This window comes from Paenibacillus sp. NFR01 (assembly GCF_900111565.1).
Taxonomy (GTDB): domain Bacteria; phylum Bacillota; class Bacilli; order Paenibacillales; family Paenibacillaceae; genus Paenibacillus_AQ.
The window spans coordinates 1505326-1518535 of record NZ_FOIK01000001.1 but is presented as its reverse complement, the minus strand read 5'-3'; the positions used below and the strand labels follow the sequence as shown (position 1 = coordinate 1518535).

Here is a 13210-nt window from a genome sequence, read left to right as displayed (position 1 = left end):
ATATAAAAGGAAGTGTTAGCACTCGGGCTTGTGGAGTGCTAATCTTCCGCAACAACATCGAACGCTATATTTGAAAGGAGATTTACATACTCATGGCTAAAAAAGAGTTCAAAGCCGAGTCGAAACGGTTGCTAGAAATGATGATCAACTCGATTTACACCCAGCGGGAGATTTTTCTGCGCGAATTGATCTCCAACGCCAGCGATGCCATCGATAAAATCTATTACAAAGCGCTCGCCGACGACAGTCTGGTGTTCAATAAAGAGGATTATTTCATTAAAATCACCGCCGACAAGGATGCGCGTACCCTGACGATCTCCGATACCGGTATCGGGATGACCCAGGAGGAACTGGAGAACAATCTGGGGATTATCGCGAACAGCGGCTCTTTTGCGTTCAAGAAGGACAACGAAGCCAAGGACGGCCACAACATCATTGGGCAGTTCGGAGTTGGTTTCTATTCCGCGTTTATGGTGGCGGACGATGTAACCGTCATCAGTAAGGCGCTGGGCAGCGACCAGGCTTTCAAATGGGAATCACAAGGCGCGGACGGCTACACCATCGATCCTTGGGAGAAGGATTCGGTCGGCACGGATATTATTTTGAAGATCAAAGCCAACACCGAAGAGGACAGCTACGATGAATTCCTGGAAGAGTACCGCCTCAAATCCATCGTCAAGAAATATTCCGACTTCATCCGCTTCCCGATCAAGATGGACGTCACCAGCTCGAAGCTCAAGGAAGGCACGGAAAGCGAATACGAAAGTGTCGTGGAAGAACAAACGGTCAACAGCATGGTTCCGATCTGGCGCAAGAACAAAAACGAGCTGACCAGCGAGGACTACGATAATTTTTACGCAGAGAAACGCTACGGCTTCGACAAGCCGCTTAAGCATATCCACATCAGCGCAGACGGCGCGGTGGTGTACAACGCGATCCTGTTCATTCCGGAGAACACTCCGTTCGACTACTACACCAAGGAATATGAAAAAGGCCTGGAGCTTTACTCCAACGGCGTGCTGATCATGAACAAATGCGGCGACCTGCTGCCGGATTATTTCAGCTTCGTCAAAGGGATGGTCGATTCCGAGGACCTGTCGCTCAACATCTCCCGCGAGCTGCTGCAGCATGACCGCCAGCTGACCCTGATTGCGAAGAACATCAAGAGCAAAATCAAAAGCCAGCTCCTCAGCCTGCTGAAGGACGAACGCGACAAATACGAGAAGTTCTACAACGCTTTTGGCCGTCAGCTAAAGTTCGGCGTGTACAACGATTACGGCATGGAAAAAGACACTCTGCAGGACCTTCTGATGTTCTATTCTTCCAAAGAGAAGAAGCTGGTGACGCTGGCCGAATACGTGGAGCGGATGCCGGAAGGCCAAAAGTACATCTACTACGCCGCAGGGGAATCCGTCGAACGTCTCGAGAAGCTGCCGCAAACCGAGCTGGTAGCCGACAAGGGGTACGAAATTCTCTATTTCACGGACGACATCGACGAGTTTGCGATCAAGATGATCATGTCCTATAAGGAAAAAGAGTTCAAAAACGTCTCCAGCGGGGACCTCGGTATCGAAGCCGACGAGTCCGAGAAACCTTCGGAAGCCGAAGAGAACGAAAATAAAGGCCTATTCGAAGCGATGCAGGGCATCTTGTCCGGCAAAGTGAAGACGGTCAAAGCGTCCAAACGCCTCAAATCCCATCCGGTCTGCCTCTCCACGGAAGGCGAGCTGACCATCGAGATGGAAAAAATTCTGAAGGCAATGCCGAACAGCCAGGACGTGCAGGCGGATAAAGTGCTGGAGATCAACGTCAACCACGACGTGTTCAAATCGCTTAAAGCCGCTTCCGGCGACCAAGAGAAGCTGGCGCTGTATACCAACCTGCTGTACAATCAGGCGCTGCTGATCGAAGGGCTGCAAGTCAGCGATCCGGTGCAGTTCACGAACGATATTTGCAAGATTATGGTGTAAATAGGTTAGGAGAAGGATGCTCATCGGGGATGGGCATCCTTTTTATCGAATCACAAAAATTCGAAATCGGGGGAGAAACGGACATGAGAAAGCTCGTTTTGTTTATGCATGTGTCGCTGGACGGGTATGCGTCGGATTCGAATGGAGGACTTGATTGGATTCCATATAACGAAGAGTTAGAGAAATATGCCGAGGAAGTCGTATCCGAGGTCGGTGTACCTGTGTATGGGCGTACGACGTATCGGATGATGGAGAGCTATTGGCCCACGATGCTGGACGATCCGAAGGCGTCGAAGCATGATATTGAGCATGCCCAATGGCTCCAGGAGGTTAAGAAAGTCGTCATTTCCGCAACGATGGACAAAGCGGAGTGGAACAATGCGGTGCTGATCAAAGACAATATCGCTGAGGAAATTCATGCACTCAAGGAGCAGCCAGGCAAAGATCTTGTGATCTTCGGCAGCCCCGGAGCAGCAAAGACGCTGCTGGAGCTCGGCCTGATCGACGAATTCTGGCTTACCATTTGTCCGGTCGTCCTGGGCGACGGCAAATCGGCATTCGACGGCAGTGAGAAAATCAAGCTCAAGCTGCTGTCCAGCCGCACGCTCCAGTCGGGCATTATTGCGGCCCGGTACGAGGTGGAGAAGTAGCCGTACTAGGGTTCCGCGATGCTATAAAAGAAATAGCGCCGAGAGATTTTTTGATGACACGCCTAATTTCAAGTGTTGAAAAAGCGACCCCTAAAGGTCGCTTTTGATTTATGCCTTGTCCGAGACACAATGTACCTCAATAATATAGGCTAGTTGTGTAAATTCAAATTTATGATTAACCATATCTACCGTAAAATCTGCAGCTTTTTTCGCATCCATCTCAAAGCTTAAATCATTGAACTTTAAGAAAAGAACAAGCGCCGTAAACGCAGTCCGCTTATTCGCATTGTAAAATGGATGGTTTTGGCCTAACGATTCAAACAATGCGGCTGCTTTTTCAAAAATAGTAGGGTAAGCCTCATCTCCAAAAGCGGAGGATTGGGGCCGAGAGACTGCCGAGTCGAGCAGCCCTGCGTCTTTCACGCCTATTTGCTCGCCAGGACTGTAGCCGGGTTCGGATCACGTTTATAAGCCTTTACCTACAACACCGGCAAATAAATATCAAACGCCGGCTCCGGAGCGTCAGAGTGAGTGCCGTACACTTCAATCGTATCCTGCTCCGCCAGCTCATAGCCGGATCGCGGAAGCCAGGTGCCGTAGATGTGGGCGTAAGTATGCTTGAGCTTACTGATCGAACCTTGGTGGGTAAACACCGCATATTTGGCACTGGGGATGGTTGCGGAAATCATTCCTGCCGGGATCGGGGCATGCTCCGTCGTCTCCATGCAGGTTAAGTATGTAAATGCATCTTCATCCGTCAGCTCCGGCATATATTCGCAGATGCCCAGCCATACGTCGGGCTGAAGAGGTATGCTTATCCCGCCTTTGCACGCATGAAACGCCGACCACAGTTCAGCAATAGCCGGCGATCCGGGCTTGACTGTCTGTGCGATACCGGTGACATGGAATGTTCGGTCAAGTACGATCCGGGGCGGCAGGAGCGAGTCATCCGCGGGATCGATGCGCGAGCACAGGAGGTCAGCTTTTTCAAACAACGGGATATAGCGTGTACGCCTGCGGATATCGCCGGGGGTGGCACCGAATTGGCGTGAGCATGCACGGGTGAAGCTTTCCTGGGAATCGAAACCGTAGTCAAAGGCAATGTCGATAATTCGGTTCCCGGTAGTCAACAGCTCGCTTGCGGCCTCGCTCAGCCTGCGTTTGCGAATATATTCTTTTACCGTCACACCGGTCATCGCCTGAAAAATCCGGTAAAAATGCGTCAACGAAAAAAACGCCTGCCCGGCAATATCCCGGATTTGTAAGGCTTCATCCCGGAGATGCCGCTCAATATAGTCAATGGATTGCTGGATTCGCTCATAATAATTCATGGGAATGCACCTCATCGGAAGGGTGTGCCTCCGTTATACTATGCTTATGGACAACCGGCAACCAAAACTCGCACAACGTTCCGGACGTAGTGCCATCACCCGGCGGATACGCTTCGATCTCCGGCAGCGGGGCATGCACATAAGGCGAACCGGGCAGCCACTGCCCGAAGGCGTACATCTCCGCCTGAATCAAAGCTTCCGGGATCTCGCCGCAATTGCGGAAGATAGCCCAATCGGCGGCGGGCACCGTAAAGCGCTCCAATTCGTTTTCCAAGTCTGCGGGAATTGTTTCGCTTTCGGTAGCGATGTAGAAATAGAAGCTGCGGTCATCCGGGTTTTTCTCGACCCGTGACACGCCAATGGCATGACTGCCGGTTACGCTCTGCGGATGCAAGGCATGAATCGCCCTGAACTGCTCCAATAAGCCGTCTGCGCGGCATGTTTCCCAGAACTGTCCGAACAGTTCATTATTTTGCGAGACCCAAATGTTGCGGCCGATGACCGTAAAGGCGGGTTTGGATTCGATGCGTACCTCAACCATGAACTCAACTCCTGTAAGGGGGATATTCATCAGCATATAAGAGAGGGCTTGCGGCGTTTTGATTTTTTCTACCATGAAAAAAAGGAGAGGGCGGTTAGCCTCCTCCTTCTCCATGCCGTTATTTACGGGATTTAAACTTCGACTTCTCCAATTTACTCTGTTCACGCATGGCCTGCATCTGCCTTGCATGTCTTACTTCACGGCGGTTTCCCCGCGTTCTGAGCTGGCCGAGCATGATGAGCAGCCCCAAAACGCCGAACACATAAGAAACGATGTGATTCACTTCATTCCACAGGTTTGCAGCCGTCAGAAAAAATACCGCGCCAATGATGGTCGCAATGATCCGCTGTGTATTTTTGTTTTGCGTAGTGATCAGTTTTTTCTCAAAGGAACTCGATAACTTTACCCGTAGATTTCCGCTATCCATTTTATCGACTGCAGAAATGAATTTCTTTGTCGTAGGGATGATTCCTTTCAGAAGGTTTTTGCCTTCATTGACCACTTTGGAAATGGCGCTTCCCCGCAGATCGCCGCGCATTACCTCTTCGACATAAGGCTTAGCGGTCCGGATCAAATCAAATTCAGGGTCCAAGCCTAAACAAAGGCCATAAACCGTACCCAGTGCCTTTCCCAAAAATGTTGTGTTTGCCGGTAGCTGAAAGGGCTGGGAATAGAGAAAATCCCGTAACTCTTCAACATTGTCGCCTGACGTCACAAAGTCCAGGTCAAACGTATCGCCGTTGATTTGTTCAAACAATAACGTAAGATTCCTAGCAAACACCTCTAAATCTGCATTCCGTCTTAAAAATTTCAAACGATTCAGGGCATCGATTGCGCCGTGGGCATCTTTTAAATACACAGCCATGACAAGCGCGATCATTTGCGCTTTCATATCCTCTGCAATGCGTCCGACCATTCCAAAATCGATTAAGGCGATGGTGCCGTCAGGCTGCACGAGAACATTTCCCGGATGGGGGTCCGCGTGAAAGAAACCTTCTAAAAGAATCTGTTCGATGAATATTTCCAGCAATGACTTCGCTAAATTTGTCCGATCCACACCCCAGGCGTCAAGCTGGGCAAAATTGTTGATTTTGACGCCCTCCAGAAACTCCATGGTTAACACCTTTGAAGTGGTATAGGGCCAATGAATGCCTGGAACAACGATATCCTCCCGGTGGATAAACTGCAGCTGAAACTGTTCTGCGTTTTGTCCCTCTTTTTGATAATCAAGCTCGTCCATAACGGTGTCATAAAACTCATCATACATTGCATCGAGGTCCATGAAAGCTGCAATTTGAGTCCGGCGCTTTAATAATGAAATCGCAACTTGAATGGATTTCCAGTCAATTTCAATGATGGCTTCGACCCCGGGACGCATCACTTTCACCGCGACTTCTTCTCCTGTCGGCAATGTCGCCCGATGTACCTGTCCTAAAGAAGCCGCTGCGATAGGCGTTGTACCAAACTCGGCAAAAATCTCGTGAATGGATGCTCCGAGTTCACTTTCAACCTTATGTTGAATATCGGAAAAATCCACCGGAGCTACGGAGTCCTGCAGCTTTGATAATTCATCGATGACTTCCTTCGGCAAAACATCCACCTGCGCACTGACGTGCTGACCAAGTTTGATGATTAATCCGCCCATATCCATTGCGGTCTGCGTAAAATACGCTGCCAGTTTTCGGTATAATGCTTTTCGTTTCGCTGCAAGGCGCCGTTCCGGAATAAAATACTTTTGCCTGCCCAGCCACCAGAGATTCCAGGCGAACTTAAAAATCATGCGCATGGTTCTTCTGAAGCGGACATCCTTCATGAGTTGGAGGAATTCGCTCATTCTTTTTCAGCTACCGCAGGTTTTACCTCGGGTTCATTCTCATCCTCTTCAGAAACAGGGCTGCTTTTATCAAAAATGGCTTGGGCCATGCTTTCAAACTTTTTCGAAGCGCTCATAAAGAAATCCGCAAACCGGTTGAACATTTCTGCTTTGACCAGGATTACGGCTCCCTTGCGCTTATTCCCGAAAACGATGAATTTCTCGCCCGGCTTGATATCAAGTTCTTCCCTGGCTTCTCTGGGAATCACGATTTGTCCTCTTTCGCCCATTGAGGTTGTTCCCAGCACTTTGCCATGCCCGAATCCATGGCTGCTTTCTTTTTTTTGATGCATCATCGATCTCTCCTTTGATAAACTATGCGTATAATCGTATGATATTTCATACTAATCATATTATCAAGCGGACCCATTTTTGGTACTTCGGAATAAGCAGGAGATCATATCGAAACTCCGAATTGTAAAAATATAAAGTACAAATAAGGAGATAAAAATTATGGCCGAAAACAAATTACTAAGAATGGACAATGTGGGCATCGTTGTAGAATCCCTTGATAACGCAATCGTTTTTTTTGAGGAGATTGGCCTAAAGCTCGAAGGGCGGGCCACTGTCGAAGGTGAATGGGCAGGGCGCGTAACCGGACTGAGTTCTCAGTACGTAGAAATTGCGATGATGGTTACCCCGGATGGCCACAGCCGGCTAGAACTTTCGCAGTTTGTTGATCCGCCTACGATATCAGATCACCGGACTGCTCCGGTAAACGCGCTCGGCTATCTGCGCGTGATGTTCGCCGTTAAAGACATTGACGAAATGGTATCCAGACTCATCACTAAGCATGGGGCTCAGCTCGTTGGGGAGGTGGTTCAGTACGAGAACTCGTACCGACTCTGCTATATTCGTGGAACCGAAGGACTGCTAGTCGGGTTGGCGGAAGAGCTCGGGAATAAATAAAAAGTAAAAATTTCGACTGGAGCGGAATGCTCGTGCAATTAATTAGTTGTTTAAAGAAGGATTGTGGGTCTGATATGGTGTTAGAAGTGGGCGAAGATTTACATCATTTTTGCGTTTGTTGAGGAGAAATGGAATGAAAAAGAGAGTTAGAAAGAAACTCCATAAGAAATATCTGGTTGATATTGTATATGAAATGAGTATTTCGTCATCGCTTCGAAAGAAACTTTTTAATGGTAGTAATAAATTGACTGTTGACTCAAACAACCTACATGACGTTTTAAGTTATATAAAACAGCGGATTAAACGATATGATTTGCGGTATTATGTTTCAGTTGTTCCGCACTCTGAAACAGTTGGTTGGGAAGATTGGGGAGATGACCAAGTTTACTTCAAATTTGAGTCTGTGGAGTTTCCATACATTAATTTATTTTCGGCCAACAACCCAAATGTAATCTAAGCTTTACATTTTAATGATAAAGAGTAAGTCAGCCAATGAGAGTAACTTCCGTATGATTGTAGATGGGTGGATGGAGTTTATACATGAAGATGATTGTTTATTGAATATTGGGAATTTCTCGATAGATATGAGAAAGATCAAGAAATAAGACTGAAAAATGAATGTTGAATACCTCAGTATATCTATGAACAAATACCTCATTTCAAAGAAAAACAAGAGGTCACGTATTATAAATCTGAGTGGAATGGAAATTACTCTCAAGCAGAGATATTCCTGTGCAGCTGAAAACAAAGGAGACCCCACAATGATCACCTCCTACACCATAACCGAATTTACGCCAGATGATCTTCAGGGAGCGGACCGCGTGTTCGAAGCGGCGATTACCGATGCGTTTATCCAAGAAGGAATCAGCGAGCTGGTCGCCGACTGCCGGCAGGAAATTGCTGCAAAGTCAGCCTTGGCCCGGCAGGCACTCGAAGCTGAAGCAAATGTGTTTTTTCTGGTGGCAAAAGTGGAGGGGCAGGTGGCAGGCACGATTTCGTTCGGCCCCTGCGGCCAGGAGATCCGCGAAATTACCGGACATGCGCTGGATGAAGTTGGGGAGCTTGGCAGCTTGTATATTTTGCCGGAGCATCAAGGGCAGGGAATCGGGTCGGGCCTCATCCGGGCGATGGCGGATGCCTTGCACACCAGAGGGATTGGGCGGTTTTGCCTCGACAGCGGCTACAAACGGGCGCAGAAGCGCTGGCTGCGCAAATTCGGTACGCCTTATACAATTGCAGAGGATTTCTGGGGACCGGAGTCCCCGCATATGATCTGGTTATGTTATGTGGCGGATTATGCGTCCGCTAACCGGCAGTGCGACTAACGATATTCAATCTGAACGTCCCGTCCGTCAAAATAAACAACATCCCCGCTGCCGTAATGCCAGACCGCCTGCAAATGCTTCGGCTGCCGGATACCGGCTGCAAGCTGATAATCTCCCATCTGCGCGGACCAGCGAACCTGCTGTCGCGTACCGTCCATGCCCACGGCAATCCGGTCATCCGTCGAAAAAGAGCGGCAGGTGCCGTCCGGATCAAAGGAGAATATGCCGCAGGCCGAAATGCCGTGAAACGTTATGGACGCTTTGGCGTGGAGATCGTCGATGGGTTCCCAGGTGATATAGCTTTGCAGCGCGGCGGCGGGGAGCAGCATCGTTTCCGATAAAAAAGTGACCAGGCAGGCTTGATCCAGCGCATTGCCCTGTTCGTTCAGCACCGTGAAGATTTTGCCGAACACGCCCCGCATGCTGCCCCGGCCATCAAGGTACGTATCGAGTCCCTGAAACGGAATGCCGTACAGCCTGGAATCGATCAAGGCGATCCGGTCCGGCTGACGGACGGAGTTGACCTGGGTATAGTCAATGCGCAGGACGTTTTTTTTCGGCGCCAGAATAAATGGCACGTTGCGGAAGACCGCCTGCATGGAAGCCATTTTGGGTTGCCCCGTGAAACCTGCGGTTACGTAATAACGGCGGACCGGCGGAGGCAGCGGCGCCCAATCGGCTTCGGTAAATACATCCATGCCAGCCTCCTGCGAACGGTGAAGCGGTTCGGCCAGCTTGCGGAAATCCTTTTTCAACTGAATCAGCATCGGATTACTCCTCTCCTTCAGGCAGGTTGTCATGCTCCATCTGCGCGACATTTCCGGTAAGCTTGTGCAATCCACGGTACAGTGCTCCGGTAAGCTCTGCATCGAAATCCTTGAACAGCGCCTCCATGAAGTGTTCCTCCAGCGTTTGTCTTGCCAAAAAATAACGGTGGCAATGCTCCGTCAGCCGTACGCGCAGCACCCGGGCATCCTGCGGGTCTTTGGCCAGCGCGACAAATCCGCGGTTTTCAAGCAGCTGAAGCATCTTTTTCACGTTTTGCCGGGAGCTGCCGAACAAGGCGGCCAGATCGCTTAATGCCGGAGCGGGAGAGCCGCTTTTCAGAATAACCGCAATGAGCAGCCACTGCTTCATCGTCATGTGTTCATCCAGTTTGTCGCCGAGCACCTGCAGCCGGTTGGCCAGCGTCAGCATTCCGCCGAGAATAAACGCCTGCTGTTCCGGCATCCCCATTGCTTTTTCCAAAGCTAAAACTCCTTTCGGCCTATAAAGGTAACTAGTTACCTAAATAATACGTAACCGGTTGCCCTTTCGTCAATCTTTTTTAACGAACCGGCACATCATCCCGGGGGCACAGGAAATACTAGAAATACCATTCCATTAAAAAGCAGGGGGGAAGCGTATATGCGCAAACGGCGGGGAGCATGGATTCTGATCGTGTTGTCGGTGCTGCTGGTATGGAGCGTGGGGACAGCTGACGCCGCGGCAGCAGGAGGGAGAATCAAGACGTCCCAAGGTGGATGTTGGTATAACGAGGACAAAACCGCGCAAAATAACCGGCTTGTCCTGACGCTGCTTAGTCCGGCCATCCGCCAACAGATCGACAAGTATTACAGCAAGAAGCTGACGGTCATTCCGACCTTTGATCCGTTTATCGGAAGTTCGGTGGAGCGTGTGAAATACCAGCCCTCGGGCATTGACGTTACGGTAACGGTCATTCCGTATGTCGGTCCGCATAACAGCGTGGGCAAAGACCGCATGACATTCCATATTTCCAATCTCGGCAAAGTGACGGCAACCGATTATAAGCATTTGGAAGATTACAAGCTTCCCCCGAATTGGCAATATATTATCAGGTAAGGGTACCAAACCGGTCAGAATCGGTTACAATAAAATCTGTGCTTAAGATGAGGACAGATGGGGGAAGAGTCAGTGACGTTAAGTGTCGGCGTTATCCGTGAAATCAACCGGTATCCGGTCAAATCGTTTGGAGGCGAGCGGCTGGAGACATGCCGGATCGAACCATACGGGCTGGAAGGCGACCGGTTTTGCACTTTTTACGATGAGAGCAAAGAAGGCTGGTGGCGTTATATTACCGCCCGCAATATTCCGAAGATGCTGACCTATCATGCCCGCTACATGGACGGGAAGATCGAAGTGACGGCGGAGGACGGGCGGATGTTTGGATGGGACGAATCCTTGCACGCGGAGATCCAAACGTTAAGCCGGGTGCCGATTACGATGTCGAAGCCGAAGGACCCGCATCCCGAGCATCCTCAGCTGTTATCGGTGGACGGCGCAAGCATTTTACTCGTGACCGATGCCAGTCTGAACCGTTTGGCGGAGCTTTGGGGGAATGAGGTGGATCAGCGGCGGTTTCGCGGCAACTTTGTCGTCGCCCTGTCGGACCCGGCCTTGTTCGAAGGCGACTGGATCGGCCGCAGGCTGCGGATCGGGGAGGTGGAGCTGCAGGTGGACGAATTCTGCGAACGGTGCGTGATGACGACCATGGACCCGGAGACGACCCGCAAAGATCCGGCTGTGCTCAAAATCGTCAACAAGGAAATGAACCTCAAGTTCGGCGTATACGCCTCGGTTGTTCAAACAGGGCAAATCTCGCTCGGGGACGAAGTCGTGCTCGTGGATTAGCGTGACATGAATGGTTGAGGTAAAATGCAAGGCGCTGGTCCGAGAGCGATCGGTCAGCGCCTTTTTGTCATGGATTTATGGATATGGCGCGAACCGGACAGAGATTCGGGTGGCCGTCTGCACGGGCGGCGGTTCGTAGGAGGGCGATGCGGCGGGAAGCGGGCAAAAGCCGGGGTTATCCCGGCACAGCGCCGCCGCATACTCCGGCTCCAGCTTGGCAAGCGCGGCGAAATAGCTGCTGATGACATGGTTCAGGCCCACGGCGCCGTTCTGAAACGGCAAAGAGTCCAGTGCTCTAACATGCCTGTAATAATAGGTTTTGTCCCGTTTGGGCAGCTTGTAAACGGCGGGCGGGGCAAAGGTGACGATGTCGAACGGATTGGCATAGCGGCGGCTGTCGGGAATCGAGCGGGCAAACCATTTGGCAAAGGCATCGTCGCCGACCCGGGGCGATCCGAAGGTATACACGACGATGCGGGCAAAATCCGTGTGCTCCGCGAGATCGGCTGCGCACAGCGTCGCCAGCGCCGCCCCGAGGCTGTGGCCGGTGACGTACAGCGTTTTATCCGGCGGCAACTTACGGACCGCGGCCAGGATGCCTTCCCGCGCCGTGCTGTATATATCCGTGAACCCGCGATGAGTCAGCACCGGCTCGCGGACATATTTAAAACGCTTCTGCGAAGCGATCATATCGGAGAGCCAGTCGTTGGCCGAAACGGTTCCCCGGAAAGCGACGATCACCTCCAGCGGGGATTCGAGCACAAAGCCAAACCGCTCCGGAACGTTGGCGGCGGAGCGGGCCTCAATGACATGCCTTGCCGAAAAACCTTGCGGAACGACAAATTGGCCGTCCGGATCGGCGTATTGCGCATAAGTCTGCGAACAGACCGCCGCAAGATAGATGGCACGCCGGTCAGCGGCGTTGTCGATGCCCATGGATCCCCGCCCCCTTTATAACCTGTGTATGCGGGAGAGCGGGGACTGGTGCCTACACCCGGGAGGATTCGCCCCGGAAGCATTCGATGAATTTCTGCGCCAGCGCGGACAAATATTTATCCTTCATCCAGACGGCGGCGACCCGGGTGCGCAGCGATTCGGCCCGGATTTCTTTGCAGCGCAGATTGTCGCTGCGCATCAGGCCGAAAGCCGATTTCGGCAGGATGCCGATGCCCAGGCCCGCGTTGGCCCAGAGCAGGGTCGTGCGGGCATCGTCGTTCATGCAGAAGACGTCCGGCTCGAAGCCGTGCTCCAGGCAGGTCTCGCGGACGAGCTGCTCGAAGCGGCGGTAGAGGATCAGCGGTTTGCCTTGCAGCTCGCTGAGGTCTATGGAGTCCCCGCCGCCGGTCCAGTCGTCTTCCGCCGTCATGGCGGCAACCATCGGCTCGGCGGGCGTGTACACGCATTCCAGGCTGGCGCCGCTGAAGGGCGTGCGGATGATGCCGATTTCAACGATGCCCTTGCGGAGCAGGTCGATGACGCGGAAGGTGTTGCCTTCATGCAGCTCGAATTTGACGCCGGCATGCAGCTGGTGAAACAGCGTCAGCCGGTCCTGCAGAAGGGCAGCAGCCGACGACGAGACGGTGCCGATGGCAAGCGTGCCCTGCACCCCGCGCGCGTAATCGCCGAGCTCGCGGGCGGTGGAATCCGTCAGCTCGACGATCTGCTCCGCTCTTTCGCGGAGCAGCATGCCGGCTTCCGTCAGCTGGATGCTGCGCGGGCCGCGCTCGACAAGCTTGACGCCAAGCTCCTCCTCCAGCAGCTTTAGCTGCTGGCTAAGCGGCGGCTGGGCCATCTGCAGCCTACGCGCCGCCGAGGTGATCTGGCCTTCCTCGGCAATGGCCAAAAAATATTTTAACTGGCGAATGTCCATTCGATGATCCTCCTGATTTGATATATCCATCTCGTATGGAACGGATATGAAACCAATATTATTAATATGATAACAGATATGACATAATC

The 13210-nt window shown here is 51.6% G+C and carries 15 protein-coding genes and 1 pseudogene; 7 read left to right on the top strand and 9 right to left on the bottom strand.

What is annotated here, in order from left to right; translation table 11 throughout:
• Window positions 1-92: 92 nt before the first annotated feature.
• Entirely contained in the window at window positions 93-1970 is a 1878-nt protein-coding gene (gene htpG, locus BMW84_RS06955) for a molecular chaperone HtpG (protein ID WP_091065937.1), read from the top strand.
• Window positions 1971-2053: 83 nt separating this feature from the next.
• Window positions 2054-2620 carry a dihydrofolate reductase family protein gene (locus BMW84_RS06950; RefSeq protein WP_091068147.1) on the top strand — a complete coding sequence of 189 codons (567 nt, stop codon included), beginning with the start codon at window positions 2054-2056 and terminating at the stop codon, window positions 2618-2620.
• Between the two features lie 108 nt (window positions 2621-2728).
• On the opposite strand, the pseudogene BMW84_RS06945 reads toward BMW84_RS06950, so the two are convergent.
• The 5 genes and pseudogenes from BMW84_RS06945 to BMW84_RS06925 all read right to left on the bottom strand — a co-directional run.
• Window positions 2729-3067 (bottom strand): annotated as a pseudogene (locus tag BMW84_RS06945) (type II toxin-antitoxin system death-on-curing family toxin); the annotation flags it as partial.
• A 32-nt stretch (window positions 3068-3099) separates the two neighbouring features.
• Window positions 3100-3951, bottom strand: a complete 852-nt coding sequence (locus BMW84_RS06940) for an AraC family transcriptional regulator (protein WP_175498700.1) — start codon at window positions 3949-3951, stop codon at window positions 3100-3102.
• Window positions 3938-4492, bottom strand: coding sequence for a GyrI-like domain-containing protein (locus BMW84_RS06935; protein ID WP_175498699.1), 555 nt, complete (start codon window positions 4490-4492; stop codon window positions 3938-3940). The genes BMW84_RS06940 and BMW84_RS06935 overlap by 14 nt, the downstream gene beginning before the upstream one ends.
• A gap of 118 nt (window positions 4493-4610) precedes the next feature.
• Entirely contained in the window at window positions 4611-6326 is a 1716-nt protein-coding gene (locus BMW84_RS06930; RefSeq protein ID WP_091065927.1) for an ABC1 kinase family protein, read from the bottom strand.
• Entirely contained in the window at window positions 6323-6661 is a 339-nt protein-coding gene (locus tag BMW84_RS06925; RefSeq protein WP_254772888.1) for an AbrB/MazE/SpoVT family DNA-binding domain-containing protein, read from the bottom strand. The genes BMW84_RS06930 and BMW84_RS06925 overlap by 4 nt, the downstream gene beginning before the upstream one ends.
• Before the next feature lie 157 nt (window positions 6662-6818).
• Here BMW84_RS06925 and BMW84_RS06920 point away from each other — a divergent pair, with 157 nt between their 5' ends.
• The 3 genes from BMW84_RS06920 to BMW84_RS06905 all read left to right on the top strand — a co-directional run bounded on the left by BMW84_RS06920 (window position 6819) and on the right by BMW84_RS06905 (window position 8599).
• Window positions 6819-7274: a VOC family protein gene (locus tag BMW84_RS06920; RefSeq protein WP_091065921.1), complete on the top strand. Its 456-nt coding sequence runs from the start codon at window positions 6819-6821 to the stop codon at window positions 7272-7274.
• 133 nt (window positions 7275-7407) lie between these two features.
• Window positions 7408-7731 (top strand): hypothetical protein, encoded by a 324-nt coding sequence (locus BMW84_RS06915; protein WP_091065919.1) that lies wholly within the window; start codon window positions 7408-7410, stop codon window positions 7729-7731.
• A 304-nt stretch (window positions 7732-8035) separates the two neighbouring features.
• On the top strand, window positions 8036-8599 hold the full coding sequence (locus tag BMW84_RS06905) for a GNAT family N-acetyltransferase (RefSeq protein ID WP_091065915.1): 564 nt from the start codon (window positions 8036-8038) through the stop codon (window positions 8597-8599).
• On the opposite strand, the gene BMW84_RS06900 is transcribed toward BMW84_RS06905, so the two are convergent.
• On the bottom strand, window positions 8596-9366 hold the full coding sequence (locus tag BMW84_RS06900) for a DUF6544 family protein (protein ID WP_091065913.1): 771 nt from the start codon (window positions 9364-9366) through the stop codon (window positions 8596-8598). The two genes, BMW84_RS06905 and BMW84_RS06900, sit on opposite strands and share 4 nt — an antisense overlap.
• A gap of 4 nt (window positions 9367-9370) precedes the next feature.
• Window positions 9371-9847, bottom strand: a complete 477-nt coding sequence (locus BMW84_RS06895; protein WP_254772887.1) for a MarR family winged helix-turn-helix transcriptional regulator — start codon at window positions 9845-9847, stop codon at window positions 9371-9373.
• 159 nt (window positions 9848-10006) lie between these two features.
• Between BMW84_RS06895 and BMW84_RS06890 the strand changes: the two genes are divergently transcribed.
• Both BMW84_RS06890 and BMW84_RS06885 read left to right on the top strand, forming a co-directional pair.
• Window positions 10007-10462, top strand: coding sequence for a DUF3888 domain-containing protein (locus BMW84_RS06890; protein WP_091065911.1), 456 nt, complete (start codon window positions 10007-10009; stop codon window positions 10460-10462).
• Between the two features lie 57 nt (window positions 10463-10519).
• Window positions 10520-11251 carry an MOSC domain-containing protein gene (locus BMW84_RS06885; RefSeq protein WP_254772886.1) on the top strand — a complete coding sequence of 244 codons (732 nt, stop codon included), beginning with the start codon at window positions 10520-10522 and terminating at the stop codon, window positions 11249-11251.
• A 75-nt stretch (window positions 11252-11326) separates the two neighbouring features.
• Here BMW84_RS06885 and BMW84_RS06880 read toward each other — a convergent pair whose 3' ends face one another.
• Both BMW84_RS06880 and BMW84_RS06875 read right to left on the bottom strand, forming a co-directional pair.
• Entirely contained in the window at window positions 11327-12187 is an 861-nt protein-coding gene (locus tag BMW84_RS06880; protein WP_091065907.1) for a lipase family protein, read from the bottom strand.
• A gap of 52 nt (window positions 12188-12239) precedes the next feature.
• Window positions 12240-13121: a LysR family transcriptional regulator gene (locus BMW84_RS06875; RefSeq protein ID WP_091065904.1), complete on the bottom strand. Its 882-nt coding sequence runs from the start codon at window positions 13119-13121 to the stop codon at window positions 12240-12242.
• Window positions 13122-13210: the final 89 nt, after the last annotated feature.

Excerpts from the sequence above, each read along its gene's own strand:
- htpG (WP_091065937.1), top strand. The coding sequence starts at position 93 with ATGGCTAAAAAAGAGTTCAAAGCCGAGTCGAAACGGTTGCTAGAAATG.
- BMW84_RS06950 (WP_091068147.1), top strand. The coding sequence starts at position 2,054 with ATGAGAAAGCTCGTTTTGTTTATGCATGTGTCGCTGGACGGGTATGCG.
- BMW84_RS06940 (WP_175498700.1), bottom strand. The coding sequence starts at position 3,951 with ATGAATTATTATGAGCGAATCCAGCAATCCATTGACTATATTGAGCGG.
- BMW84_RS06935 (WP_175498699.1), bottom strand. The coding sequence starts at position 4,492 with ATGGTTGAGGTACGCATCGAATCCAAACCCGCCTTTACGGTCATCGGC.
- BMW84_RS06930 (WP_091065927.1), bottom strand. The coding sequence starts at position 6,326 with ATGAGCGAATTCCTCCAACTCATGAAGGATGTCCGCTTCAGAAGAACC.
- BMW84_RS06925 (WP_254772888.1), bottom strand. The coding sequence starts at position 6,661 with ATGATGCATCAAAAAAAAGAAAGCAGCCATGGATTCGGGCATGGCAAA.
- BMW84_RS06920 (WP_091065921.1), top strand. The coding sequence starts at position 6,819 with ATGGCCGAAAACAAATTACTAAGAATGGACAATGTGGGCATCGTTGTA.
- BMW84_RS06915 (WP_091065919.1), top strand. The coding sequence starts at position 7,408 with ATGAAAAAGAGAGTTAGAAAGAAACTCCATAAGAAATATCTGGTTGAT.
- BMW84_RS06905 (WP_091065915.1), top strand. The coding sequence starts at position 8,036 with ATGATCACCTCCTACACCATAACCGAATTTACGCCAGATGATCTTCAG.
- BMW84_RS06900 (WP_091065913.1), bottom strand. The coding sequence starts at position 9,366 with ATGCTGATTCAGTTGAAAAAGGATTTCCGCAAGCTGGCCGAACCGCTT.
- BMW84_RS06890 (WP_091065911.1), top strand. The coding sequence starts at position 10,007 with ATGCGCAAACGGCGGGGAGCATGGATTCTGATCGTGTTGTCGGTGCTG.
- BMW84_RS06885 (WP_254772886.1), top strand. The coding sequence starts at position 10,520 with ATGGGGGAAGAGTCAGTGACGTTAAGTGTCGGCGTTATCCGTGAAATC.
- BMW84_RS06880 (WP_091065907.1), bottom strand. The coding sequence starts at position 12,187 with ATGGGCATCGACAACGCCGCTGACCGGCGTGCCATCTATCTTGCGGCG.
- BMW84_RS06875 (WP_091065904.1), bottom strand. The coding sequence starts at position 13,121 with ATGGACATTCGCCAGTTAAAATATTTTTTGGCCATTGCCGAGGAAGGC.